This window comes from Enterovibrio litoreus, from assembly GCF_045679545.1.
Taxonomy (GTDB): Bacteria; Pseudomonadota; Gammaproteobacteria; order Enterobacterales; family Vibrionaceae; genus Enterovibrio.
Genome location: NZ_CP166194.1, coordinates 1,343,839 through 1,368,654 on the forward strand (window position 1 = coordinate 1,343,839; position 24,816 = coordinate 1,368,654).

The following is a 24,816-nucleotide window of genomic DNA, read 5'->3' on the forward strand; positions in this document are numbered from 1 at the left end:
TATTACTTCAGAACGCTACATACTCATTCCCATTCCCGCATTGGCTTTTTTGCCCACTTTGTAGTACCAAATTGAAAGCGGGATAAAAATCAGGTTCATGATGGTGGTGAAATTCAGGCCGAAACCGTCTTGGATCAGCGGTCTGAGGGTTTCACTCGAAACCGCGACACCAAACCCGGAGAAAATGGCATCAATACACAACCCCGTAAATAAAATCGCTACAAAGAGCAGTCCCACCATCCATTTGGTGGGGCGAGTACCATAGTATTTTTGGTACACCCGCATCATGGGAATGGTCAGCACATCTGCCAAAATAAAACCGATAACCCCTCCGAATGAAATACCGCCATGCCAAAGCGCTGCCGCCAACAGCAAATTACCGACTGAGCAGACATACGCGATCATGGCGACGAAAATACCAATAATCACATCAAGGAAGGAATGCAGCCATGCAGGCATATTCACATCGCTGCTGATAAACAAAGCGCGCCAACCGTCAAGCGGCACAATGGCGATAAGCACTGAAGAGACCATCACACCAATTAAGATCTCCTTGCCAATCATCGCCAGATCCATGTGAAAGAATCCCGCGGACTTGCTGATTTTCGCCATGGTGGGAGATAACGGGGCTTTGGGCTGCATGGAATCCATATCCATGTGCTCGTGGCCTTCGTGCTTCATGTTAGACATATCCATGCCGCAGTCGCTTTCTTCATGTTTGTCAGCGGGCTTGTTCATGTCCATGTGTTCATGACCTTCGTGCTTCATGTTAGACATATCCATGCCGCAGTCGCTTTCTTCATGTTTGTCAGCGGGCTTGCCCATGTCCATGTGTTCATGACCTTCGTGCTTCATGGCCGACATATCCATGCCGCAGTCGCTTTCTTCATGTTTGTCAGCGGGCTTGTCCATGTCCATGTGTTCATGGCCTTCATGCTTCATGGCCGACATATCCATGCCGCAGTCGCTCATGGTTGCTGGTACTTCGCTGGATTTTGGTTTTTGGTCGGCCTCTAATTTCTGACGTAGCTCTGCTTCGACATCTTTTGGGAAAAAGCGTCCAAACAAGAAGGCGACGGTCATGATCAGAATTAACCCACCAATGATTTCCCCCCAAAAGAATGTCCAACCGAGCAAGGCAACCAAGACGATGAACATTTCCACGATAAGGTTGGTACTGGAGACAAGAAAAGCCATTGCATTGGCGATGGTGGATTTTTTAATCATCAAGGTGTGGGAAAGCGAAGCTGCGGCATAAGAGCAGGACGATGAAACAACACCAAGCAAGGTGGTGAAGGCGAGGCTTTTTACGCTAGTGCTACCCAAGTGCTTGGCGACGGTTTCCACTGGAAGCCAATTGCGAATAAAGGAAGAAAGAATTAAACCAAACGCCAGTGGCCAATATATTTGCCACACCATGTTGAAGAACACATCAATGAAATGAAAGATAACATTCGAATTTTCGCCGTTCATCAGTGCTTTCCGTCTATTTGCCAATTGGAATTAAGGGTAGTGGACGCCGTGACAACCACGTGTATCACAAAAGATTCTCTATCAACAAAAGTAACAGCCCGCTAATTACGCGGGCTGCTTTAACGACGTGAGCGAAGAAATTGGGCGGTTATTCGCCGTCTTCTTCTGGTCCCATGACAATGGTGACAGGGCCATAGTAGTGATGATGGTGGTGAGTCGTACGATGGTGGTGGTGAGTGCCTTTGTGGGTATCGACACCACCGTGAAGGTGATGACCATGGCTAGGCTCATGGTCACGATATTCCATATGGTCTTTATTGTGCTTGTGCTCTACGTCGTCACCATAGGCATGTTCCATGGTTTCATGCGTGGATACTTTTGTTTTTTGTTTTGCCATGGCTGTTCTCCTTCGAAGAAATTCACCAAGAAGTCTGGCATGCATCCGCCATTCTTGAAGGGTTAATCGCGTGTCAATGCTGAGATCAACACGAGGAAGGCGAGCTAACACGTCAGACAAATGGGATGTGCGTGATATGGCGTCAAACCATGAGTTTGCTTGATATGGCGTGAAACACGACACACTATTGGGTTAAATGGGATGAAATGGGTTTATACGCTGAGGTGAAGGTTTACACTTGGATTTAATCACCGAGGAGAGTGCCTTTTGACTAAACCGAGTAAAACCAAAACCAGTTTCTATCGCCGTTTATTGGTGTCACATCTTATTGACCAGGGGGTGAATACTGTGCCTGCCATCATCAAAGAAACGGGGATGCCAAGACGCACTGCACAAGATACGATTGACGCCCTAGAAGAACTCGACATTGATGTGCAATTTGTCGGTGCAAACAAAAACGGTGGTTATGAAATTAGAGATTGGGGCGCAGTAAACAAAGATTGGGTCGCCAAAAATGAAAGCAGAATCCGTGAAGCGTTGGATTACCCGCAGGCTGGTGAGTAGTTGTCATATCCTGTGCGTGCAGATGTGATTCGATGCGCCAAGAAGAACCTTAACGAAAAACGTGCCGACAAATGAAGGTTAGCGGCACGTTTTTCTGGTTGATAAGCTAAGTTGATTGATAAGCTAAGTTGGTTGATAAACGAAGCATGCCTATCAAGGCGCGAGTGCTTTCAACTTAGCTATATCAACAGGTTTGCTGTAGTCAACGGTCGACAAACCAAAACCATTTAGCTGCAAAAAATCATTTAGAACACCGTTATAATCGGAAATCTGTGTGAAATTCTCCGGCGTCATTTGTGCAAGCAGTGCGTCGACTTCTTCTTGCACATCTGGCTGAAGTTCCCAGTCATCCAATCGGATAAGTCCTTCACCGTCTCTGTCTGCTCGATCGTTCCATTTGCGATAGAACAGACGATCCATTTGCTCAATGCAGCCTTCGTGTAAGCCTTTGGCCTTCATCACTTTGTACAGTGCTAACAGATATGGGGTTAGCCCTGGAATAAACACGCTGGCCTTAGTGACAAGTGCCTTGCACACGGCGATGTCGGCTTGTCCATGGAGGGGGGAAAGCAGGGTGTCGATTTCATGTCGGGTCTGATGAAGATGCGTTTTCGCTAAACCCAGCGTACCTTTGTGGTAAATCGCATGGGTGTGTTCTGGGCCGATGTAGGAGTAGGCGACGGTGCGACCGTTTTCCGCCAACAAATCGTTCTGAGCAAGAAACTGCATCCAACTTAACCAGTCTTCACCGCCCATCACTTTTACGGTGTCGTTGATCTCTTGTTTGCTCGCGGGAGGGAGAGTGACGCTATTTAAGCTATTCTTTTCAAAATCAATAGAATAGCCCTCCACAGATTCGCCGACAGGTTTAATTGATGAGCGCCAAAAATCGCCCGTTTCTGGGTTGGGGCGTAAGCCAGCCGCCAATGAATAGACCACCAGATCAACCTTACCACCAAATTGGGTACGTATGGCGTCTGCTACCGTCTGGCGCGTGTTTTCTGAGAACGCATCACCAATAATATTTGACGTGGTTCGGCCCGCTTCGAGAGCGGCCTCTTTGACAAAAATATTGTTATACCATCCCGCGCTGCCAATGCCTTTGTCTGACATGCCGCGTTCGAACGACACGCCAATGGTTGAGGCATTCGCAGGGCCAAACGTTAGCGCAATGCGAGAAGCCAGCCCAAACCCAGATGACGCACCAAGGATCAGGACATTTTTGGGTAAATCTGTAGTGCGAGCTTTTTGTTGCTGAGCGTTAGAAATTTGTTCTTCAATGGCCGCTTTACACCCCATTGGATGGCAACTGCGCGCAACAACGCCCTGAATCTGAGGCTGGATAATCATAGTTAGATTCTTTCTGCTAAATAGGCTTCGTAGTCAGGAATTTCGACTTGTACTTCATCGGTCATCATTGGTGAAGAGATCAGATAACGAGCCGTGGCGCGGTTAATGGCGACGGGAATATTCCACACGGCGGCAATACGAAGTAATGCTTTGACATCAGGATCGTGTGGTACTGAGCTGAGTGGGTCCCAAAAGAACACCAACACATCAATTTTCTTTTCACAGATCATCGCACCAAGTTGCTGGTCACCGCCCATTGGGCCACTCATTAACGACGTGATATCAAGGCCAGTTTCGCGACTTAAAATAGTACCCGTGGTTCCTGTGGCATAAAGCTGATGCTTGGAAAGCGCATCTCTGTTTTCCTGCACCCAACGCAAAAGGTCTCCCTTGCAGTGGTCATGCGCAACCAGCGCGATTTGTTTACTTTTGCTGACAGTACGATTGGTTGACTTCATTGTGGTTTTCTTACTCACTGTTAGAGGGTGAAGGCTCATTTTGGTTACTTTGGCTGGTTTGAGCGACACGATAATCATCATTTCCAGACATTGATCGTCAAATGCAGGATATCGTTTCTTTCAAGTGGCTGATTGTGACATCTCTCGTTGGGTTAATCACTTGAATATGCTAACGCGATAAGAGTGGGCTACTCGTTGCGATAAGGTAAATACTTTTCCACGTCAGAAGCATGGGTTAACCAATGTATGACAAAGGAGGCAACCTCATCGGCATTGTTGAGGTCTAGCAACGTGATGTTTTCTTGAGTGAGCGATGGAAGCGCTTCATTGCTAGCGACGGCAATGATGTTGCTGTCATGGTGACATAGCATTGGTTTGCCGTGAGCTGGCCTGTGCACTTCCACTTTGGTCAGTACCGCATCGCGAAACCCCTCAACCAGAACAATATCGAGGCGAGAGTGATCTAACTGATGAAGGCATTCTTGCAAAGAGGGCTCCCTGTCTGCATTGTTGTGATACTCGAAAAAAAGCATGTGACGTTTTGACGTTGCCAAAAGCAATTGATCGCTGCCGGCATAGCGAAGGCGATAGCTGTCTTTGCGCGGCGAGTCTGGCTCGATGTCATGATGGCTATGTTTTAATAGCCCCACGCGCAGGCTGGCTGCTTTTAATTGTGGTATAACTGCTTCAAGTAATGTGGTTTTTCCCGAGCCGCTGAAACCAGCAAAGCCCAAAACAGGGGTGGCAGGAAAAGTCGGTTGGTTGCATTGCATGATGTTAGCGCCTACTTTCTAAAAAGTGATAAAGACTAAAATAATCCTGGTTACTTACTACATTATTACGTGCACAGTGACGTAGACACACTACAGTTAGCGTTGGCATTCCTGCCGTTGCATATTAAAGCTAAATTCGAAGAGAGTCTGGTCGGCAGCATCACGTGACGAGGCGCAGGGCAAAGCATGGATGAACCCGTTGCGCAGTCGCAGCCAAACCACATTCTTGAACTCTATCGAAAACACTAAATTATCACGGAGCGATAATATGTGGGTTACCCTCGATTTTGAAGCGTCTGGTTTAACAGAAGCTTCATACCCGATAGAAGTGGGCTACAGTTTGCCCGATGGCGCAAGCGTTAGCCTACTTATCAACCCAGCGTCTTCTCCTGAATCATGGCAGTATTGGGATGACTATGCGGAGATTGAAATACATGGCGTTAGCCGTGAGTATTTGAAAATACATGGCTTGTCTGTGTTTGATGTTTGTACACATTTGAACAACACCTTGTGCTATTTCGACGACGTGCTGTGTGATAGCCAATGGGATTTGTTCTGGCTTGGACGATTGTACAAAGCCGCTCACATGCGTCCGACATTTACGTTGACGGAAGTTGGGCATTGGCTACAACGTCATGATGGTATTGATAGACAAGATTTTTTGAGTGCATTGGCGTCGCTCGGGCCTGCGCCGCATCGGGCAGAAGCAGATGCTAAATACATTCGAGAAGCGTTATCTATGGTGTTGAATCGTCAAAGCTGTTCGTAAGTAAGTCGGAGTGCGTTACCCTTAGTCTTCTAAATGCTGAGATAAGATTAGAGTCAAATGGTAACGCCTCAACCCACGCTTCCCATACTTCGATTCGCGACATTTAATGTTGCGATGTCTGCCGATCAACCCGATCAAATGTTCAGTTCACTAAGACGTGCCGACAATGCGCGATTCAATCGGCTCGCTGCTATTATTCAGTGCTGCCAAGCGGATGTGTTGCTGCTCTGTGAGTTTGATCATCACGGGGAAGGCGGAGACGATGGCATGTTGGCGTACTTTCAAGCCAATTATTTGAATCAACCGCAATATGGGCAACGCCCCATCACCTATCCATATCACTACCTGCCTCCAACCAATACAGGTTTGCCGTTATTCGACGGCGAAGACATTGCTCATGCGCCTGAGCGTGCCCAAGGCTTTGGGCGACACCATGGCCAATATGGTTTCGTTTTACTGAGTAAATACCCGTTGGACATAGAAAACGCACGCACTTGGCAGTCCTTTCTGTGGCAGAACCTGCCCAACAACCGCATGCCGAAAGAGTATTTCGAAACCAGTGTGCGAGAAAGACTGCGTTTGTCCTCTAAAAATCATGTCGCGATCCCCGTGATTGTTGGTGAAGACACCATTCATGTTGTGGCTTGTCATCCCACGCCCCCTGTTTTTGATGGTGCTGAAAAGCGAAACCTCAAACGCAATGCTGATGAACTTCGCTTGCTACACGATATTCTCCGAAACAAATCCTATTTGGTTGATGACCAAGGCAAAGCGGGTGGTTTGGCAGAAGGTGTGTCTTTTGTAGTGATGGGGGATTTGAATGCCGATCCACGTAACGGAGAGGGTGACAAAAAAATGATTTCTCGGTTACTCGCCGATGCCAATGTTCAATCTGAACTTGTGCCCAAAAGTGAGGGTGCGGCGCATTTTGTTCGAGGGCGGCATATTCAAAACGTTAGCCAAGCCACCCATCAACGTGGCCTGCGTCTTGATTACGTTCTGCCGTCTAAGGACTTACGCGTAAAAGAAACCGGGGTGTTTTGGCCTGTACCTGATGCGCCTCTTATTTCTCTGCTGACGGATAGTGCGGGTAAGCTGCGTGCCTCTGTATCATCCGATCACCGTTTGGTGTGGGCTGATATTTGCCTGCGCTAACGTGTGTTATTGGCACATTTTCGGTCAAAAATTAAGGCGGTGTGTGAAAGCGTTCAAGATTCCATCGCTTTGCAGACGATAACATTCTGAGCATTGTGACTTGAATGTTAACGTGGAGGCGTATTTATGGATCTCTTCAATAGATGGATGGAGTAGCAAGGATGAAAACGATCACTACATTGGCAACGGCGATAACCTTGGGCCTGATGTCCGCATCAGCGTCAGCCGCGGCATTCAAACCTTCTGTGATTTTTGACATGGGTGGTAAGTTCGATAAGTCGTTCAACCAAGCCGCCTACACCGGCGCAGAAGCATTCAAAGCGGAAACAGGTGTTAGCTATGGTGAATTTGAGATCACCAACGAAGCACAGCGTGAGCAAGCCATGTTGCGTATGGCACAGCGTGGCTTTAGTCCCATTGTTGCGGTTGGTTTTCAGCAAGCACCTATTGTAGAAAAAGTGGCGAAGCAATTCCCTAAAACCCAATTTGTCATTATTGATGCAGTGGTTGATCTCCCCAACGTGCGTTCTGTTGTGTTTAAAGAACACGAAGGCTCGTTCCTTGTCGGCGCATTGGCTGTGATGAAAAGTGAAAGCGACAAAGTCGGTTTCATTGGCGGTATGGATATTCCACTGATCCGTAAGTTTGCTTGTGGTTATGAGCAAGGCGCGAAATTCCAAGCGGCAGATGCGGATGTTGTGCAAAACATGACGGGCTCAACCCCTGCGGCTTGGAATAACCCAACCAAAGGTGCTGAGCTAGCAAAATCGCAGTTCGATAAAGGCGTGGACGTGGTATACGCTGCAGCGGGCGGTACCGGTGTTGGTGTTTATCAAGCCGCAGTTGATGAAGGTAAATACGCTGTTGGCGTTGATTCCAACCAAAACTATCTGCACCCAGGTGTGATGCTGACCTCTATGGTTAAGCGCGTTGATGTGGCGGTTCAAGATGCGTTCAATGATGCGCAAAATGGCGAGTTCACACCTGGCCTGCAAGCACTTGGCCTGAAAGAAGGCGGTGTTGACTGGGCATTAGACGAGTACAACAAAGATCTGGTAACGCCTGAAATGGAAGCGCGTGTTAAGCAGATCCGTGACGATATCATTGCTGGCAAAATCGTGGTTCACGACTACTTCAGCACAGATTCTTGCGAGTATTAATTTAGCGACCTCATTCGCCCCCTGATCTCTTTATGTCTGTCAGGGGGCGTTTTGTATCGCTAGCCTTCGTTGTACCTTCTTATATCAATCGGATTAAGTTAGCGGTCATAAATTTGCTTAGGAAAAATCGTCAAGAGCAAGGAAGAGAGTGAAGTAAGTAGTTATTCTGCCGAGAAAATCTCTGACGCCGCCATTGACGTTTTTAACCAGCAAGAATGATTGAATACTTATTTTGGTCGGTATTAATTGCCAAGGAGCAGGCATGGCAAACCCCGCAATAGAACTGCGCGATATCAACAAACGCTTTGGCGCAGTCCACGCAAATAAAGACATCGACCTCAAAGTGATGCCCGGCACGATTCACGGCATTGTTGGGGAAAACGGTGCAGGGAAATCGACCCTGATGTCGATTCTTTACGGTTTCTATCAAGCCGATTCAGGCACCATCGAAGTGGATGGTTCTCTCGTTAATATCAAAGACTCCCAAGACGCGATCTCTCATGGCATCGGTATGGTGCATCAACATTTTATGTTGGTGGAAACCTTCTCTGTACTCGAAAACGTGATGCTTGGGGCTGAAGGCCACAGCCTTTTGAATGTGGCGTCAAGCAATGTGCGAAAGGCACTAAAGAAAATTGAAAGTGATTACGGCTTAACCGTCAACCCAGATGCCATTGTGGGTGAGTTAGCGGTAGGCATTCAGCAACGGGTTGAAATTTTAAAGGCGCTGTATCGCGGCGCGCGCATACTTATTCTGGATGAACCCACGGGTGTGCTGACACCGCAGGAAATTGAACAGTTCTTCGAGATCCTCAACACCCTAAAATCACAGGGTGTGACCATCATAATGATCACCCATAAGCTCAAAGAAATCATGGCTATCACCGACTCTGTGTCTGTCATGCGTCAAGGTGCCATGGTTGCACACCGTGCGACGTCAGAGACCAGTGTCGAAGAGTTGGCGGAGCTTATGGTGGGTCGAAAAGTCTTACTTCGCGTTGATAAAGGTGAAGCCACGCCGGGAGAAGAGCGTCTTCTGGTCAAAAACGTTTCCTGGAAAGACAACCGTGGCGTTAAGCGACTCAAACACCTTAATTTTAGCTTGCGAGCGGGTGAAATCCTTGGCGTCGCCGGCGTGTCGGGTAATGGTCAGTCAGAGTTGCTGGCCGTGTTGTCTGGCGTAACGACGCCGCAAGAAGGCACGATGACACTAAAAACAGGAAAGGGGGAGCAAACTTTCACCCCGAAAACCAAGCGAGATGCAGGCTTAATGCGTCAACTTAGCGTGGGGCACATTCCTGAAGACCGTATTCGCCAAGGCTTGGTCAAAGCCATGCCGGCATCAGAAAGTGCGATCTTGGGTTTTCAGCATGATTTGGCCTACGGCAAAGGGCTGCTCAATCCAACTGCGATTGATGCGGCAACGCGCGAAATGATGGAGAAATACGACGTTCGCCCCGCAGACCCTCATCTCAAATCTGCCAATTTCTCAGGTGGCAACCAACAGAAGTTGATTATTGCCCGTGAAATGCTCCGTGAACCGGATGTGCTGCTTGTCGGTCAGCCGACACGTGGCGTCGATATCGGAGCGATAGAATTTATTCATCGCAACTTGATTGCCGCGCGTGATGCAGGGGCCGCCATATTGTTGGTGTCGACAGAACTAGAGGAAATCATGTCCTTGTCTGATCGCATCATTGTATTGGCCGATGGGGAAATCACCGGTGACGTGATAGCGAAAGACACCGATGAACGTGAGCTTGGCATGTTAATGGCGAATGCCGCGCAAGAGGAGGGTGCAGCATGAGTATGCCTCAACAAAGTGCACCTGTGTGGGTGAAAATATTTCTCGTTCCAGCTTTACAACTGACCATGGCATTGGTGATTTCAAGCTTGGTGGTTTTGTTAGTGGGTGAAAGCCCAACCGCAGCGTTCAGTGTGATGATCCAAGGGGCAACCAACTTAGAGTACGGCGGCTTGAGTAACACCTTGTACTACGCGACCAACTTTGTGTTCACAGGCTTAGCTGTGGCTGTCGCGTTTCATGCGGGGTTGTTTAATATCGGTGGTGAAGGCCAAGCCTATATCGCAGGGTTAGGCATCGGTATTTTGATGCTGGTGCTGGATGATGTGTTATCCATGTGGCTGATGGCGCCGCTGGCCATCATTATCGCAGCAGCGTTTGGCGCATTGTGGGGCGCGATCCCAGGCTATCTTCAAGCCAAACGCGGTTCGCATATCGTCGTCACTACCATCATGTTTAACTTCATTGCATTCTCGGTGATGGGTTACGCGCTGGTGGAGCATATTGCTAAATATGGTGGTAACTCGACGGATTCGCGTTATTTCAACCCAGAAGCCGTGTTCCCAAAACTGTATGAACTCGCCGCAAGTTATGGTTTTGAGTTGCCGTTTTCACTGTTGAACCCCTCCATTTTGCTCGCGTTAGTCGTGGCGTACTTAGTGTGGTTATTGTTGTTTAGAACGCGATTGGGGTATGCCATCCGTGTGGTTGGGCACAATGCGGAAGCCGCAGAATATGCGGGTATTGATGCCAAGAAAATCATTATCATTGCGATGACGATTTCAGGCGCGTTGGCGGGTTTAATGGCGGTCAATGAAGTCTTTGGTGCGCAAAATAGACTGATACTGAATTTCACTGGCGGCTTTGGCTTTATCGGTATTGCCGTTGCGTTGATGGGGCGGAATCACCCGATTGGCATCTTGGTTGCTGCGTTATTGTTCGGCGCGCTATACCAAGGCGGCACGGAGTTGCAGTTCGAAATGCCAAGCTTGAACCCTGAGCTGATCATGGTGATTCAAGGGTTGGTGATTTTCTTTACAGGTGCGTTGGACAGGCTCATTCGTAAACCGGTTGAAGGCTTCTTTATGCGTCGTGCGTCTAGCCGAGAGGAGGCAGCCAATGGAACTGTTTAATTGGATTTTGTCCTCTGCGGACTCCACGCTTCGATTGGCCGTGCCGCTAATTTTCGCGGCCATGGCTGGTATTTTTTCCGAGCGCGCGGGCGTTGTGGATATTGGCCTTGAGGGCAAGATGCTGTTTTCAGCCTTTGTGGCGGCAGCGGTATCTTACGTGACGGGGAACCCGTGGTTAGGCCTGACGGCGGCTATATTGGCATCCATGATGCTGGCTCTGATCCACGGCTATGCGTCGATTACGCAAAAAGGTGATCAGATCATTTCTGGCCTTGCTGTGAACTTCTTTGCCTCGGGTATGACTATTACATTGGGCCACGCGTGGTTTGAGCGTGGCGGTCAAACGCCTTCGTTAGGCAGCGAACAACGCTTTTTGCCTGCTCAACTTCCCGGAGCTGAATGGCTTGGTGATGTCGTGCCCGTGCTTGGGCCGTTTTATCGTGATGTTGTATCAGGCCACAATGTGCTGGTGTATCTGGCGTTTGTTGCGGTAATCGTGACATGGTGGGTATTGTTCAGAACCCGTTTTGGGCTGCGTCTTCGTGCGGTGGGTGAAGAACCTAATGCCATTGATACTGCCGGTATTTCGGTGACCTGGCTGCGTTATCGCGCCGTATTGATTGCAGGCATTTTATGTGGCTTGGCCGGGGCTTATCTGTCGACGGCGCAAAATGCGGCATTCGGCAAAGAGATGACTGCGGGGCAGGGTTATATTGCGCTGGCGGCGGTTATTTTTGGTAAATGGCAACCACGAAACGCGCTATTGGCCTGCTTGTTGTTTGGCTTCTTGTCAGCGCTAGAAACGCGAATGCAAGGTGTGGATATTCCGTTTGTGGGTGTATTGCCAACACAAGTGTTCTCTGCGTTGCCCTATGTGTTAACCGTGGTATTGCTGGCAGGATTTATCGGCAAAGCCGTTGCGCCAAAATCTATCGGGCGCCCTTACGAGAAAGAGCGCTAACGTTTACTTAGCTTTATTTATATGGCTTTGGTTATTTTAGGTTTGGTTTAATTGGGTCGACTTAGGTCAAATTGAAGCAAAAACGCCACCGAAAGGGTGGCGTTTTGTTCAGACACCAGCAATAAAGCGGGTGCGACGACAAAGCGGACTTGCGTTATGCGTTGCCCGCAGTCGTTGGTAGAACGCGTTTAAGAATATCGGCCAGTGTCACGACACCCACCATTTTTCCATCCTTGCTGACTACCGCCAATTGGACACTGGCTTTGCGCATGCGAGCAAGTGCTTCATATATCGGCATTTTTGAGTCAAGCACATATGCGTTACGCGCAACCTCTCGAGCGGGTTTGTCTGTCGGTTCCAGCAACGTATCGCGCACATGAACCACCAGTGGTTTAAGGCCGCTTTTTCCAAACACCAGAATTCGTAGATGCCCTGATGCCATCGCAGCGGCACGCACATCTGCAACTGTGGCGTTTTTATCAACATGCGCCATCACCTGACCTTCCGTCACCAAGGTTTCAACAGGGATTGAGCTTAGATCAATAAGACCTGACAGCTGTCGCTGAATATTCGGTTTCAGCGTGCCTGTCTTGCCAGAATGCTCAACCAGTTGGCGAATGGTGTCCACGTCTTGCCCACCGACAGCCGCGCTTTCAACGGGTTCAACGCCAGACGCTTTTACCAGTCGGTTGGCAATGCTGTTTATCGCTTTCAGTAGTGGACGCAGTGGCCAAACGTAGGCTCTAGCAGCTATACCAATGGCAAGTACCGACTTTTCTGGGTGAGCAATGGACCAAGATTTCGGCGCCATTTCGCCTACCACCAAGTGCAGGAACGTGACAACAAACAGCGCAAAACCGAAGGCAGCGCCATCAGCTGCCCATGCGGGCAAGCCCATGGCTAGAAACACAGGGCCAACCCAATGATCGACCGCAGGCTTGGTCACTGCACCGAGCGCAAATGTACAGAAGGTAATACCGAGTTGAGCACCCGCCAACATTAGCGTCAGGTCGTTCATACCACGTAACGCGGCTCTCGCCGATGCACTCTCTACTGCCATTTCTTCAAGACGATGGCGACGTGCGCCCATCAAAGAAAACTCAATAATGACGAAAAAGCCACTCAACACAATTAGGGCAAGTGTCACGATAGTGACGATCAAGGGATCGGTCATTGTTGACTCTCCACGACGTGTTCTTCTACCAGTTTCACTCTCACCTCTGTGGGTACGTGTCGCTCGATACGCAACACCTCAATCTCAAGATGTCGCATGATCGGTTCACCAGAAGCGAGCTCTGAAGGGTCAATAGGAAGCGCAATATTCACCGTCTCTCCCTCGGCAGGAAGAGCACCTCGCTCAGCAATCAAGATGCCGGCGATGGTTTCTACATCTCCCCGTGGTAAGTCATAACCAATTGCACGTTCTACTTCGTCTACGTGAACATCACCTTCCATCAACCAGACATTGTCGCCTTTAGAAACCACAGCATCGGCGGTATCGGCGTCGTGCTCGTCGGTGATTTCGCCCACAATTTCCATGGCCAAATCTTCGATTGTTAACACGCCCGCAAAACCACCGTATTCGTCAATAACACACGCCAGTTGATTGGTAGAAGTCACAAGCTGGTCAAGTGCATTCGGCAGTCGCATCAGTGTTGGTAGCACAGTAGCAGGGCGCATCACGGATTCTACGGTGTCGTCAGCGTGGCCGGCTTCGATACGCGCCAGTACGTCAGGGAGATGAACCACACCTACAGGTGCGTCATCGTCGTTCACTACGGGATAGCGGGTATGTGCTTGCGCCATCAGCGAAACGAGTTCAGTCAATGTGGTTTCTGGTTCAACCCAATCCACTTGCGATCGGGGCACCATGGCGTGTTCCACGTCGCGCTCTGGGAAATCAAGAATGCGATCCATCATTAGTGACAGCTCCACGGGTAGATCACCACTATCGCGTGAATTGGCGATAATGTGGTGTAGATCCTCTTCTGAAGCGCTCATGTCGAGATCGTGCACTGGCTCAATGCGCACTGCGCGAAGCAGCAGGTTGGCAGATTTGTCGAAGAAGCTGATGAACCAACCAAACACTGACATGTAAATCAACGTGGATCGAGACATCATGCGGGACATTGGTTCAGCGTTCGCAATCGCAAGGTTTTTCGGATACAGCTCACCGAAAATCATTTGAACAACCATGGCAACAATCAGGGTGATAATTGTGCCGATAGCGATACCTGCTTCAAGCGACAAGCCAAATCCTTGCAATAAAATCCCCATAGATTTTCCCACAAGAGGTTCCGCAGCAAAGCCCAGAACCAAGCCTGTCACTGTGATGCCCAACTGTGCACCGGACAACATAAAACTGGTACGTTTTGTAATTTTCAAAGCGCGCTTTGCGGCTTGATCGCCAGTGGCTGCTAGGGTAGCGAGTCTCGCTCTATCAACAGCCATATAAGCAAATTCTTGTGCAACGAAATAACCGTTTGCCACAATAATGGCCAAAAGAAGTAAAATGCCGAAAAGTAGGGTAAGAAGGGGCTCAATCATGATTGTGTCCTCCCTTGGTAACATAAAGCCAGTAAGGGTGTACACAATCGACTAGAGTTGGGGTCCACAAAATGTTCCTAACGTAATAACAGGACGCGCAGTATATTTCCGAGACAATCATTTAGTCTAGCCAATAGTCATGCAATTACTTGCTAACAAAGTGAGACAGAGTGATCAAACGAGCGCTGCCACTTCAGAAAGTGCACCACTTTAGCGCCATATCGAATGCTTTCTGAGTGTTAGCAGGTCTAATCACGTTACCGTCTGTTACAAAATATCATTGCTAAAAGCATGGTTTAAGAGCACCACTAGCGCGATGACAATGCTAGATATCTGCGCAGCTCCCCGAAACGTGAATGGGCTACTTATCAATTTTCGCAGATGCTTTTTTTCCAACAAAATAGCCGACACAAAAAATCGCGAGAAAAACGATAATCGCGAGCACGTAAGCCAGGCTTTCAGGCGCGCCTAAGCCAAATGCAAACGCAAAGCTAATGCCAAAAAAGGCTTCTTTTAGCCATTCAGTTGCGGGTGAGTTGGTGCTTAAGCCGAGCATGGCAATGAAAAGTAGTAGGGCGAGGAGGCCGACTTTCAGGCCGATTAGAGTGGAACGTTGCATACAAGCTCCCGTTAGGAAAAACGGGCGCTAGTATACGCGATTTCAATCAGCACACGAAAGATGGCTTACTTTATTGCATGGGTAATAAATCGGCGAATGTCGTCGTTATCACTTGGCATCAAAAATGACGGTGTAACCAAATCGGGGGGAAGGAAAATTCCTTTCTCGACCAAGCGATTAATTTGTGGCAAATGCATGAGTGCCGTTTTTCCGCACAGCAAATTGAGAAAGTCTTTCTCTTGCTCGAAAGCGTTCAGCACTTCATGAAACCCTTTGAGATATAAACAGTCTTTGGTAAAACCGCCACCACGGAAAACACGCGCAGTTATCGTAAAGGCCATGTTTTTATCGACGTCATATTCTTCTTTTAGCATCGTGAAAGTATGGCGGAATGACTTATCTTTGATCATGGATTCAACAGCGAGCACGCGAAGCGCCAGTACTTTCAGACGTTTGATAGAGAGATGGCCCGCGAGATATTCACTGAGAATCGCCATGCCTTCTTGCGTCATAGTATTCACAGGGCAACCGAGTGAAAGGACTTTTAACGGCTGTTTACGGCCATTCAATGTTGTCACCAAATGCACGCCAAGCTCGTGATGCGCTAATGCATGCGCTTCAATTTCTGGCACATTCGCCGTGCTGTTTATTTTCACTGAGGTGCCAGAAACTAAGGCATTGGCAATCATATTGTCATCGATCACCAAGTTATATTCGTAACCTTCTTTCTGCGCGAAGTTTTCCATAATGGATTGAATGCCTTTGGCATCAATCATCTTCTCTTCGTCTTCTTCTGAGTCAGGTAAATGAAGGATAAACGTGGCATTGCGAATGTCTTTTTCTGTCGGCTCGCCAAAATAGCGTAGAGAATTGTAAAGAAAATCCTGACTCCCTATGGTTTGCAACTGATCAATTTTATCGACATAGGAAATAATCACATCTTCATAGATTTTTTGAAGGTCAGGATCTTCAATGTTCTCGATTGGAAGATTAAACAGTCGGCGTTTTAGCTGGAAGGAATTCCCCGCGCTTTCACGGTAAACAAACGAAGGCTCAACAGAATAGTGCCGCTTAAAAAACTCGGTTTTCTGCTGTTTGTAATTGAGAGGGCTGACGGCATTGAGTATTTCAATTCCACTGACCAAAGAAAACAGAGTCTCGTCTACTTTCTTTGCGAAGCGCAGAGTGTCTGCGTCGTTTTCTAGTGCGCGTCCTGTATCCAAATTCAATCCCTTATTTAACGAATGTGTTCAACTTTTATCATCAGGAAAAATGACCACACAAGCAGTATGCTTCTGTTTTCCAAATCCGACAATCTGATTTAGAGCGCTTTTTCCGACAGGGACAAATGCAGCGTTAACAGCATCTTCTGGGTGTTCAACCAGCGGGTCATGAAAATAGAAAAAGTGCTCATTCATACCACTGAGAACAATCCAATGCGGCTCTTTTAATCCGTTGAATCGATAGGTACTGATCAACAGCAATACACACGCTCGCTTTTCCAGCCAGCGCTCCATTTGTTCGACTGTCGGTGGGGATTCGCGAACGGTAATATTCGCCTCCTCTATCTGGCTCATGAAATCTTCATGCACAAGTTCAATCACGGATTTCTTAACGGGATCTCGTACCGATTGAATAAATGGAATGCCGCTGGAATGCGACCAAAGCTCGACATCAAATCCGCGTCTTTTGGCGGCAAGTGCTAACCCTTGTCCACTGCAACCGCCATGACCTGCGGCCATAAATATGGTGGTGGCCTCACGCCAAAGCTGCACTTCTTTTTTGCGTGTGGGTGGAATGGGGTGGCCAAGCGCTGCAAAACTCATCAGTAAACAGGCTGCGCCGCAGGTAAAAGGCAGTGTTTGAATGTACAAAGGCATAGGGAGTTTTTGACTTGGCCCAGGCGTGCCAAGTCTTTTTTGCATACGCAGCCCATCTGCTAAATCATCATAGTAATGAATAAGCGTTTTCAATGGCTTAAACCCATGTTTTTCATAGAGTTTAATTGCTGATAAATTATCTTCCCTAACTTCAAGTCTTAGCGTAATGTATCCGCGATCAACGGCGCTTTTTTCACAAAGCGTTAGGAGTTGATTGGCGATACCCTGACCACGGTAGTGTGATGAGACAGCAATGGAATATAGCCTAGCAAGTTGCGTGGCTTGGTTAAAAAGCAACAGCGAATAACCAGCGAGGCCATTGTCGTCTGATGCGACCAATAACAGGCTGTGTTCAGATTGAATAAACCGCTTCATTTGACGGCGACTGACTTTGTCGCTGCTAAACACTTGAGACTCTAGGTGGTGTAAATCATCGAGATCGGAAAGAAGAGCTTTGCGAAACAGCATTGAAGCCTCAAAAGTGGCGTTACTATTCGGGTATTAAAGAGTAAAAACGGATTAATCTCTACTGGAATTTGAGAAATGGCAAACATACTTATCGTGACAGATGAAACCCAAGATTGGAGACAGTATTTCCCATCTGAAAAGGTTGTAACGGTAAATGAATATCTGGCGCCCGGTGCATTTACCGACGCTAAAAATACGCAAGTGATCAATCTCTGTAAATCGTATGGTTACATGAGCAGTGGTTACTATTGCTCTTTGATGGCAGAAGCTCGTGGACATCGCGTTATCCCGCGTGTCATGACCATCAATGACCTGAATCAGCAGTACATGTTGAATTTGCGTCAATCTGACTTTGATCGCCATTTCAAAGATCAGGACAAAATAACGGCAAAAGTTTATTTTGGTCGGACTCCTATCGCTGGGCTTGAAAAAGTAGCGCATCAGGTGTTTGAGAAATTCATGATTCCAGTGCTAAATGCAGAATTTGTCCGAATGAGTGGCAAATGGCAGTTGGCAAAACTCGAAGCATGTCCATTCCAAACCTTGGATGATAAAGAACAAGACTTTTTTGCAGAGTCACTTGAGCTGTTCTCGCAGAAGGTTTGGCGTAGCAGCAAAAAAAATAAAAAATACCGCTATGACATCGCGATCTTGCTCGACCCTGAAGAAAAGATGCCACCCTCTGATCCCAAGGCCATTCGCCGTTTTCAACGTGCTGCGGTTCGACTTGGCATTAATATGGAAGTGATTGGGCCGCAGGATTTAGCCAGATTGGGCGAGTTTGATGGATTGTTCATTCGTGCAACCACAAACATTGCGAACTTCACGTATAAGTTTGCAAAGGCGGCTGAAAACCTTGGCCTTATTGTGATGGATGATCCTGAATCCATAATGAAATGCACCAACAAGGTCTTTCTTAACGAGCTGTTATCCCTGAATAAAGTGCCAACGCCGAAAAGCCTGATCTTAAGAAATGGTGTTGACACCTTGTTTGATGAAGCAATGGCAACGATTGGATTACCTATGGTACTGAAAGTACCTGATGGCGCGTTTTCAGTCGGCGTTGTTAAAGTGAAAACTCAGGAAGAGTTGATCGAGCAAAGCGCAAAGCTGTTTGAAAAAAGTGCGCTTATATTGGCTCAGGAGTTTTTACCGACCGATTTTGATTGGCGGATTGGTGTTCTCAACAGACAGCCTATTTTTGCTTGTAAGTACATGATGAGCCGTGGGCATTGGCAAATCTATCAGCATCACAACAGTGGCAGGGTGACCTCGGGTGGCTTTGAAACCGTCGATTTAAAACACGCGCCAAAGTGTGTGGTTGATGCGGCGGTTAAAGCGGCCAATTTGATCGGTTCTGGGATCTATGGTGTTGATGTCAAAGAAGTGAATGACCGAGCTTACGTGATTGAAGTGAACGACAACCCAAGTATCGACCATACGGTTGAAGATGGTTTTCTTGGTGACCTTCTCTATGACCGTATCGTGACCGAGTTCTTGCGACGCATTCAAATGCGAGGCATGTAGTTTTCGGGTAAAACTCATGCGTTAGATTGAACAAGGTAGGTGCAAACCTACCTTTTTACGTTCTGGTTTCGTGTTGGTGATTCCCGCGCTATAAGCACTGCGCCAGTTGTCCTTTCTTGGTAGCTGCCATCACGCATCCACGCTCACTGTCAGACGCTGATTTGCACTGACCCATGAGCTCACCGGCTGACGGGGCCATGGCTCCCAGCACTTTTTGCGCATGGCTAACCACGTTACTGCATTGGCTTTCTGGAACGGGATCGTAGTCTGAGCATGCGGTTAGACCGAACGCGAATAGGGCAATAAATGAGGTTTTTACAGCAAGTGTGGTCAATGACATGTGTCCTTCCTTTAGTCAGTATGCTTACAGCTAAGGGTAGGAGAGGAGTCTCATAAATGCGAAACCCTGAGTGTGTTCGATAAAAAACGGGTGCGAATAGCACCCGCTTCTCGCTTTCACTGAATGTTGTGTTTCAGTTATTCGCCAATAAATCCCCCGGTTTGGTGCTGCCAAAGCTGCGCATAAATACCGCCACGGGTAATCAACTCTTGGTGTGTCCCTTCTTCTGCAATTTCGCCTTTATCGAGCACGATTAATCTGTCCATCGCGGCGATAGTTGATAAGCGGTGTGCAATGGCAATCACGGTTTTGCCTTGCATCAGTTCATACAGGCTCTCCTGAATGGCCGACTCGACTTCTGAATCTAACGCAGAGGTGGCTTCGTCCAAGATCAGAACAGGTGCATCTTTTAGCAACACACGAGAAATCGCGACACGCTGACGTTGACCGCCCGACAGTTTCACACCACGCTCACCGACTTGAGAGTCATATCCGTGATTACCGTGTGTGTCGTTCAGTTGTTCGATGAAATCATGCGCATGCGCTTTTTTACTTGCGCTTAGCATGGCTTCTTCGTTGGCATCTGGGTTGCCGTATAAAATGTTGTCACGAATAGAGCGATGTAACAGCGAGGTGTCCTGTGTCACCATGCCAATGTTGGCGCGCAATGAGTCTTGAGTGACAGCCGAGATATTTTGTCCATCGATTCTGATCTCGCCTTTTTCTACGTCGTGAAAACGCATCAACAGGTTAACCATGGTGGATTTTCCTGCTCCAGAACGCCCTACCAGACCGACTTTTTCACCTGGTTTGATGGTGAGGTTTAATTTCTCAATCACGCCTTTGCTTTCACCGTAATGGAAGCTCACATCATTGAAAGTAATCTCGCCTTTCGGCACGGTAAGGACCGGGGCATTCGGCGCATCCGTCACGTCAACGGGCTTCGCTAGCGTGGCCATGCCATCAACGACTGTTCCTATATTTTCAAACAGCGCGCCGATTTCCCACATGATCCACTTGGACATGCCATTGATTCGCAGAGCAAGGCTGACAGCGATAGCTATGGCGCCCACGGTGATAGAGGAATCAAGCCACAACCAAATCGAAATGGCACTGATGGCAAACACCAATGCGTAGTTGATGATCTCAACCGCGATGTTAAAGCCCGTCGCCAAACGCATTTGACGATGAACCGTATCGAGGAAGGTCTCCATACCTTCTTCGGCGTAGGCGGTTTCTCTGTCTGTGTGAGAGAAGAGTTTGACGGTTGAAATGTTGGTGTAACTGTCGACAATGCGTCCCGTCATGAGGGAGCGCGCATCGGCCTGTTCGGTGGAGACGGCTTTGAGTCGTGGCACGAAATACATCTGAATGCCAATGTATGCGGCCAGCCAAATTAGTAGCGGGATCATTAAGCGGATGTCTGCCTGTCCCACCATGACCAGCATGGTGGTGAAGTAAACGGCGATATACACCGCGACATCGAGCAATTTCATCACGGTTTCGCGAATCGACAGGGCGGTTTGCATCACTTTAGTGGCAATGCGTCCAGCGAAATCGTTTTGGTAGAACCCGATGCTTTGCTTTAGCAAGTATCGGTGTGCCAGCCAGCGGATCGACATGGGGTAATTGCCAAGCAATGATTGGTGCAAAACGAGTGAATGCAAGGAGACCAGCAATGGCATGACAACAAGAACCAATATGCCCATCCAAATTAGCGTATTGCCTTCTTGTGCCAGAAAGGTGGTTTTGTCTTGGTGGGTCAGCCAATCAACCAATTGGCCCATAAAGCCAAACAAAGACACCTCTGCAATCGCAATCAGTGCCGTAAGCAATGACATGGCGACAAGCGGCCTTTCAAAACCTTTGGTGTAGTGACGGCAAAAGGCGAGCAACGTCTTCGGTGGCTGTTCGGGTTCTGATGGCGGAAAAGCCGTAGTTATACGCTCAAAGAGTTTGTAGATCATGAAACCTTCGGGAAACAAAAAATGGTCAGACGATAGGAAGTTATCGGCAGAAGTCCGCTATATGATACGACTGTGCGCCGAAGAATAGCACCCCAATTGTATGAATATTCGTTCAGTTTAAGATTCACCTCCCTTAACTAAGCGTTTAACGATACAAAGGAAAATGGTCGCGGTGTTGGGGTGAACGTTTAGCGAAGTGCTGCGAGGCAAAGAAAAAGCCGGCTAGAAGCAGCCGGCTTGGGTTAGTTTTTTATGTGGTTACATGGTCGTGTGGGTATTAACCACAAACTTTAGACCAGCTACCATCACTTCCCGGTGCTGATGCTGTCCACCAGTTGGCTTGGTAAACTTTACCGCCATTAACGACCTTGTCGCCAGCGGCAGCATGGCTTGGATTACCCTGCCAGTCAGTTTGTGGTAAATCAGGGTAAACAGTTAGCCCCGTTGTATCACAGTTGCCTGGCTCAGGGTTGGTTGGATCAGTCGGGCCAACAGGGCCTGATAGATCAGCCAGAGGCAGGTCGCTGTATTCAAAGGCAAACGCATAATCCACACCGTTGATGTTCACTGTGTAGTTAGCAGGGCCTGAGATTGGCAGGTAGTAAACCATGTCCAATTCATAGGTCGCGCCAGCAGGCAGTGCTTTCCATGCAGGTAGCGAGAAGGCGACGCGGTGCATAGTACCTTCCAGACCACCGATGTTGTTTGACTTAGTGTGACCAGACGAAATCACTTTCAAGCCGCCACCAGACTGATCTTTTGCGTTATCAGGGGCAGAAGTCGGAATGTCGAATTGGAATTCCGTGCCACCTGGAATATCAGTCCCCGTGTTGTTGGTGAAAGTGATCTTCGGATTGATTGGGTAGTTTTGGTCACCCACTTTAAAGCCACCTACGCTCACTGCGATATCGACCGCCTGGGTCGGCATCGCTGTCTCTGACAGCTTGTTGCCGTAAGGCGTGGCAGCTGCAAACTTGTCGTAGATTGCTTTGGTCATGGTGTTACCCATGTGGTATTCGCCGTTACCCGTCTTACAAGCGTTTTCGCTTGCATCAACAACCTCGGTACGGTTGCCGTTAGCATCTAGCTGGTAACACGCATAGTCACCTGCCAATTCCCAGAACATGATACCGCCGATACCTTTGTCGATAACGTAGTCAGATTTCACGCTGACAGACGCTTCGTCTTCCGTTGACAGGAATACACCTTTTTCTGCGTTCCACAACCACGGTGCAACTGCAACGGCGTCATAGTTACGCTCGTAGGTGCCTTTTAGCACGTCTTGTGGATCGTTGGCTGGGTCTAGCTTATAAGCAGAGGCGTATGAACCGAAGATACCGTTTTCGAGGTTTTTCGCGTGCCACATTGGGTTAGAGCCGGCACCCATTTCGTTGCCTTTTGGATCGGTGTCGTGCCACATGTTGTCGATACCAATCGCGCCGTGACCACAGTTGTTCTTCTCACCTTCACCAGTGCCTGGTTGACACTCAGCTTGGTTTGGAAGCGCAGCTTTACCCCACAGACCGTTTTCACCGCCAGTGACACCTTGCCAACCACGGGTGTAGTAAGGAACACCGATGTTGATACGACCTGCCGGCATTGAACCGCGGAAGTAGTGGTATGCCCAGTCAGTGTTCAGGTAACCGATACCGCCATACTGGCTGGTGCCGTAAACATTCCAAGCAGCAAGCTCGGAGTCTTTACCTGTGTCGAACAGTGCGGCATTGTGACCAACGTGGTCGTTCCATGCACCGTGTAGATCGTAAGTCATGATGTTGACGTAATCGAGGTACTTAGTGACATCAAAGGTTTCCATGCCGCGCAGTAAGTAGCCAGAAGATGGCGCTGCGATAGTTAGCATGTAATGTTGACCGTCTTGCGCAGAAGCGATATCGACTTTCTCACGAAGAACACGCATCAACTCTTGATAAGACGCCCACAGGTAAGCACGACGTGGTTCCATGAAGTCTTTGTCGTATGGGTTGCCTGCACCTGCCATAGAGGTTGGGTACTCATAGTCGATATCCAGACCATCGAACTTGTATTGACGCATCATCTCAACAGCAGAATCCGCAAACTTCTGGATGCCCGCATGGTTGATTGAACCATCCGCGTTGGTTGTCATGGTGTAGAAACCACCGTCAGCAACACGGTTGCCGTCGTTAGCGAAGTGACCGCCAGTTTCAGCCCAACCACCAATAGAAATCAGTGTCTTAACGTCATGTTTCTTCTTGTACGTTGCCAGAGCACCGAAGTGGCCTTTGAAGCCCAATGCAGGATCGATTTCAACGTCAGGCCATTCTCTGCCAACTGCGGCGTTGCTTGGATCGTTGACATCACCGACGTTCACTTTACCGTCCGCACCAATGCTCACGAACGCGTAGTTGATGTGGGTGAGCTCTTCCCAAGGGATGTCTTTAACCAGATATGCGGCTTGTGGGTCATCACCTGAACGCCAGCTGGTGAAGTAACCGATAATACGACGAGGGTGGTCGGCACCCATGTCTTCACGGCCTTCAGCGTCGTAAACGGTACAGTAAGGTACGTTCACACCTGGAGTTTGGTACATACCCTCTGGACGACAGTTAGACACGGTTGGCGTGCCTGTCACGTTGACGCTCACGAGAGCGGAGTCTGTTGATGCGCCTTTGTCATCGGTGGCTTTCGCGTAGATAGACACGTTTCCGACTTTGTCAGCAGTCCAATCAAATGTAAACGGAGCTGCGTTTTTAGAGCCAAGTAGCTGGCCGGCTGCATAGAAATCAACCTTCGCGACAGTGCCATCTGCATCGGCGGCATCCGCAGTGAGTGTGACTACGGCACCTTGGTCAACGGCTGTTGCAGAAGCGGCAACAGAGACGGTTGGTGCTTCATTGCCCGGTTCAACGGTACCCGCTTCCACGGTAACGCTAAGCGCAGTTGATACAGTGCTAGCACCTTTATCATCTGTAGCTTTAACCGTGATCGTGTGGGCGCCTTCAGCGGCAGTCCAATTCACTGAATAGGGAGAAGAAGTATCTGAACCGACTGATGCGCCATCAACAAAGAATTCGACTTTAGTCACAGAGCCATCAGCATCTGCTGCGGCAGCACTTAGTGCGACCACGTCGCCGCTGGTGATTTTATCGGTTGCAGTTGGAGAAACCAGCGATGCGCTTGGGGCTTGGTTTTCTGGTGGAGTGACTACGCCGCCAGTGTCGCACTGGTCGATCTTTTTCCACTCTTGATAAGCGCCAGATGAGGTGGCAGGGCTGTTACCCATTGTCCACCAGTTCGCTTTATAGACATGGTTATCTTGCTGAACGGTAGAGCCGCCGCCATAAGCGACATTGTCTTGCCATTTTTGAATATTGGAGCAATCGGTTGCTGCTTGCGCGTTGAAAGCAAACATACACGCGACGGCGACTGCCGACAGCGTGAAGCCCGTGCTCTTGCGTTTCACATCCATGGAATTACCTCGAAAAAGTTATC

General features: G+C 48.6%; 21 protein-coding genes. 8 read left to right on the forward strand and 13 right to left on the reverse strand.

From position 1 onward, the window contains the following. Window positions 1-15: 15 nt before the first annotated feature. Together AB8599_RS05915 and AB8599_RS05920 are read right to left on the reverse strand one after the other, a co-directional pair. Complete coding sequence (locus tag AB8599_RS05915) at window positions 16-1,473, reverse strand: permease (RefSeq protein ID WP_407332825.1); 1,458 nt, start codon at window positions 1,471-1,473, stop codon at window positions 16-18. A gap of 148 nt (window positions 1,474-1,621) precedes the next feature. Beyond that, window positions 1,622-1,870, reverse strand: a complete 249-nt coding sequence (locus AB8599_RS05920) for a hypothetical protein (protein ID WP_407332826.1) — start codon at window positions 1,868-1,870, stop codon at window positions 1,622-1,624. A 267-nt stretch (window positions 1,871-2,137) separates the two neighbouring features. On the opposite strand from AB8599_RS05920, the gene AB8599_RS05925 reads away from it, so the two are divergent. After that, a complete protein-coding gene (locus AB8599_RS05925; RefSeq protein WP_407332827.1) occupies window positions 2,138-2,434 on the forward strand; it encodes a helix-turn-helix domain-containing protein in 297 nt (98 codons plus the stop codon). A 153-nt stretch (window positions 2,435-2,587) separates the two neighbouring features. On the opposite strand, the gene fabV is transcribed toward AB8599_RS05925, so the two are convergent. From fabV to mobB, 3 genes are all read right to left on the reverse strand, one after another. Next, the gene (gene fabV, locus AB8599_RS05930; RefSeq protein WP_407332828.1) at window positions 2,588-3,784 is read right to left on the reverse strand and encodes an enoyl-ACP reductase FabV; all 1,197 of its coding nucleotides are present in this window, start codon (window positions 3,782-3,784) and stop codon (window positions 2,588-2,590) included. A 2-nt stretch (window positions 3,785-3,786) separates the two neighbouring features. After that, complete coding sequence (locus tag AB8599_RS05935) at window positions 3,787-4,242, reverse strand: methylglyoxal synthase (protein WP_407333184.1); 456 nt, start codon at window positions 4,240-4,242, stop codon at window positions 3,787-3,789. Window positions 4,243-4,430: 188 nt separating this feature from the next. Then, window positions 4,431-5,015, reverse strand: coding sequence for a molybdopterin-guanine dinucleotide biosynthesis protein B (mobB, locus tag AB8599_RS05940; RefSeq protein WP_407332829.1), 585 nt, complete (start codon window positions 5,013-5,015; stop codon window positions 4,431-4,433). A gap of 268 nt (window positions 5,016-5,283) precedes the next feature. Here mobB and AB8599_RS05945 point away from each other — a divergent pair, with 268 nt between their 5' ends. The 6 genes from AB8599_RS05945 (at window position 5,284) to AB8599_RS05970 (ending at window position 11,997) form a co-directional block, all read left to right on the forward strand. After that, a complete protein-coding gene (locus tag AB8599_RS05945; RefSeq protein ID WP_407332830.1) occupies window positions 5,284-5,784 on the forward strand; it encodes a hypothetical protein in 501 nt (166 codons plus the stop codon). A gap of 57 nt (window positions 5,785-5,841) precedes the next feature. Further along, a complete protein-coding gene (locus AB8599_RS05950) occupies window positions 5,842-6,939 on the forward strand; it encodes an endonuclease/exonuclease/phosphatase family protein (RefSeq protein WP_407332831.1) in 1,098 nt (365 codons plus the stop codon). A gap of 161 nt (window positions 6,940-7,100) precedes the next feature. Next, a complete protein-coding gene (locus AB8599_RS05955; RefSeq protein ID WP_407332832.1) occupies window positions 7,101-8,099 on the forward strand; it encodes a BMP family protein in 999 nt (332 codons plus the stop codon). A gap of 262 nt (window positions 8,100-8,361) precedes the next feature. Next, window positions 8,362-9,906, forward strand: coding sequence for an ABC transporter ATP-binding protein (locus AB8599_RS05960; protein WP_407332833.1), 1,545 nt, complete (start codon window positions 8,362-8,364; stop codon window positions 9,904-9,906). After that, entirely contained in the window at window positions 9,903-11,036 is a 1,134-nt protein-coding gene (locus AB8599_RS05965; protein WP_407332834.1) for an ABC transporter permease, read from the forward strand. Before AB8599_RS05960 ends, AB8599_RS05965 begins: the two co-directional genes overlap by 4 nt. Continuing rightward, window positions 11,023-11,997 (forward strand): ABC transporter permease, encoded by a 975-nt coding sequence (locus AB8599_RS05970; protein WP_407332835.1) that lies wholly within the window; start codon window positions 11,023-11,025, stop codon window positions 11,995-11,997. The genes AB8599_RS05965 and AB8599_RS05970 overlap by 14 nt, the downstream gene beginning before the upstream one ends. Before the next feature lie 154 nt (window positions 11,998-12,151). On the opposite strand, the gene AB8599_RS05975 is transcribed toward AB8599_RS05970, so the two are convergent. The 5 genes from AB8599_RS05975 to AB8599_RS05995 all read right to left on the reverse strand — a co-directional run bounded on the left by AB8599_RS05975 (window position 12,152) and on the right by AB8599_RS05995 (window position 17,511). Continuing rightward, window positions 12,152-13,171 carry a CNNM domain-containing protein gene (locus AB8599_RS05975; protein ID WP_407332836.1) on the reverse strand — a complete coding sequence of 340 codons (1,020 nt, stop codon included), beginning with the start codon at window positions 13,169-13,171 and terminating at the stop codon, window positions 12,152-12,154. Then, window positions 13,168-14,544 carry a hemolysin family protein gene (locus AB8599_RS05980; RefSeq protein WP_407332837.1) on the reverse strand — a complete coding sequence of 459 codons (1,377 nt, stop codon included), beginning with the start codon at window positions 14,542-14,544 and terminating at the stop codon, window positions 13,168-13,170. The genes AB8599_RS05975 and AB8599_RS05980 overlap by 4 nt, the downstream gene beginning before the upstream one ends. Window positions 14,545-14,905: 361 nt before the next feature. Next, on the reverse strand, window positions 14,906-15,163 hold the full coding sequence (locus AB8599_RS05985) for a hypothetical protein (RefSeq protein WP_407332838.1): 258 nt from the start codon (window positions 15,161-15,163) through the stop codon (window positions 14,906-14,908). A 65-nt stretch (window positions 15,164-15,228) separates the two neighbouring features. Continuing rightward, window positions 15,229-16,386 (reverse strand): flavohemoglobin expression-modulating QEGLA motif protein, encoded by a 1,158-nt coding sequence (locus tag AB8599_RS05990; RefSeq protein ID WP_407332839.1) that lies wholly within the window; start codon window positions 16,384-16,386, stop codon window positions 15,229-15,231. Between the two features lie 27 nt (window positions 16,387-16,413). Then, a complete protein-coding gene (locus tag AB8599_RS05995) occupies window positions 16,414-17,511 on the reverse strand; it encodes a peptidase C39 family protein (protein ID WP_407332840.1) in 1,098 nt (365 codons plus the stop codon). A gap of 75 nt (window positions 17,512-17,586) precedes the next feature. Between AB8599_RS05995 and AB8599_RS06000 the strand changes: the two genes are divergently transcribed. After that, window positions 17,587-19,038, forward strand: coding sequence for a RimK family protein (locus AB8599_RS06000; protein ID WP_407332841.1), 1,452 nt, complete (start codon window positions 17,587-17,589; stop codon window positions 19,036-19,038). Window positions 19,039-19,126: 88 nt separating this feature from the next. Here AB8599_RS06000 and AB8599_RS06005 read toward each other — a convergent pair whose 3' ends face one another. From AB8599_RS06005 to AB8599_RS06015, 3 genes are all read right to left on the reverse strand, one after another. Further along, window positions 19,127-19,378, reverse strand: coding sequence for a hypothetical protein (locus tag AB8599_RS06005; RefSeq protein ID WP_407332842.1), 252 nt, complete (start codon window positions 19,376-19,378; stop codon window positions 19,127-19,129). Window positions 19,379-19,515: 137 nt separating this feature from the next. After that, window positions 19,516-21,345 (reverse strand): ABC transporter ATP-binding protein, encoded by a 1,830-nt coding sequence (locus AB8599_RS06010; RefSeq protein WP_407332843.1) that lies wholly within the window; start codon window positions 21,343-21,345, stop codon window positions 19,516-19,518. A gap of 277 nt (window positions 21,346-21,622) precedes the next feature. After that, entirely contained in the window at window positions 21,623-24,793 is a 3,171-nt protein-coding gene (locus AB8599_RS06015; RefSeq protein WP_407332844.1) for a chitinase C-terminal domain-containing protein, read from the reverse strand. Window positions 24,794-24,816 lie beyond the last annotated feature (23 nt).